The organism is Prevotella conceptionensis 9403948 (assembly GCF_000312305.1).
Lineage (GTDB): Bacteria > Bacteroidota > Bacteroidia > Bacteroidales > Bacteroidaceae > Prevotella > Prevotella conceptionensis.
The window spans coordinates 85,957-87,458 of the sequence record NZ_HE999452.1; the positions used below are offsets into that span (position 1 = coordinate 85,957).

The 1,502-nt window shown below is 49.6% G+C and carries 1 protein-coding gene; it reads left to right on the forward strand.

All coding sequences use genetic code 11. The features are described from left to right. Nucleotides 1-1,329: TonB-dependent receptor domain-containing protein (locus tag BN93_RS13495; protein WP_019188849.1), on the forward strand; the 1,329-nt coding region annotated here is incomplete at its 5' end. Between the last annotated feature and the right edge of the window lie 173 nt (nucleotides 1,330-1,502).

Below are 1,502 nucleotides of genomic sequence, written 5' to 3' on the forward strand. Positions count from 1 at the left end.
TTGGCAGGAAGTTATCCTACGGGCCGTCCTTCGGGCACCGATACCAAGTATAATGGTGTGGGTTTCTTCGTAAACGCCAATGCCATTTGGGATAACCGCTATTTCCTCGACGTGATTTACCGCTACGAAGGCTCGTCGAAGTTTGGTAAGAACACCCGTTTTGCGCCGTTTTGGAGCTTGGGTGCGGGCTGGAACGTACACAACGAGTCGTTTCTTAAAGGCTCGCCATTCCAATTGCTCAAACTTCGTGCCAGTGTAGGCTATTTGGGTAACATCTCGTTCGAGCCTTATCAGGCACTTACGATGTACACTTACCTCAACGGATATAATTATATAAAAGGTATCGGAGCCGTTCCTATGGGCATTGGCAACACCAATTTGAAGTGGGAACGCACGCTAAGCGGAAACGTTGGTGTGGACTTAACGATGTTTAAAGGCCGATGGGACTTCTCTGCCGACTTCTATGTAAAGAACACCGACAACCTTTTGCTCGACATAACCAAGGCCCCATCGGTGGGTGTGAGAACGTCGCGCGAGAACGTTGGCGAGATAGAGAACCGCGGATTAGAGTTTCAAACACGCGTGATACCCATCCAAAACAAAGACTGGCAGTGGTCGTTAAGTCTCAATTATGCCTACAATAAGAACAAGATCAAGAAGATAAGCAACGCCTTGCGCGAGCAAAACGAGAAGAATCAGGCCAAGCGCGGACTAGCTCCGTTGCCCATTTATGAAGAAGGACAGTCGCTTACGGCTTTGAAAGTTGTACCCTCGGCAGGCATCGACCCCATCACGGGCGACGAAGTTTTCATCAAGCGCGATGGCAGTTACACCTTTGTTTACGACCCTAACGACAAGGTTGTATTTGGCGATAGCACGCCCTTTGGCAACGGTTCGCTCAGCTCTTACCTCACTTATCGCCAATTCTCGATGGGTGCATCGCTGCGTTACTCGTTCGGAGGTGCGGTTTACAACCAAACATTGGCATCGAAAGTTGAAGGAGCCGACCCACGTTACAACGCCGACGAAAGGGTGTTCAGCGACCGATGGAAACAAGTGGGCGACCATACGGCGTACAAGCGCATCAGCGATTCGAGTGTGCCCATGCAAACATCACGTTTCGTGCAGACCAACAATTATCTCACTTTAAGTAGCTTGTCGTTTGCCTACGAAGTGCCTTTGGCCTTTATCCAGAAGTACGGATTGAGGCGATTGCACTTGGAAATGCTGGCCAACGACTTGTTCTACCTTTCGTCGGTAAAGCGCGAACGCGGACTTAGCTATCCTTACGAGCGCAGTGTTGAACTCTCCGTGAGGTTGGGATTCTAGCCAATGGCGGCCCGTGGGTTCACAATCTAGCGAACACCACGCGGCACATTCACAATAAGAAACAAAGATAAGACAAGAAAACAATGAAGAGAACAACATATTGGATAAACCTGTTGGCAGGATTGGTGGCAGTGGTTTTCGCCACATCGTGCAACGATTTCCTAGACGTTCAC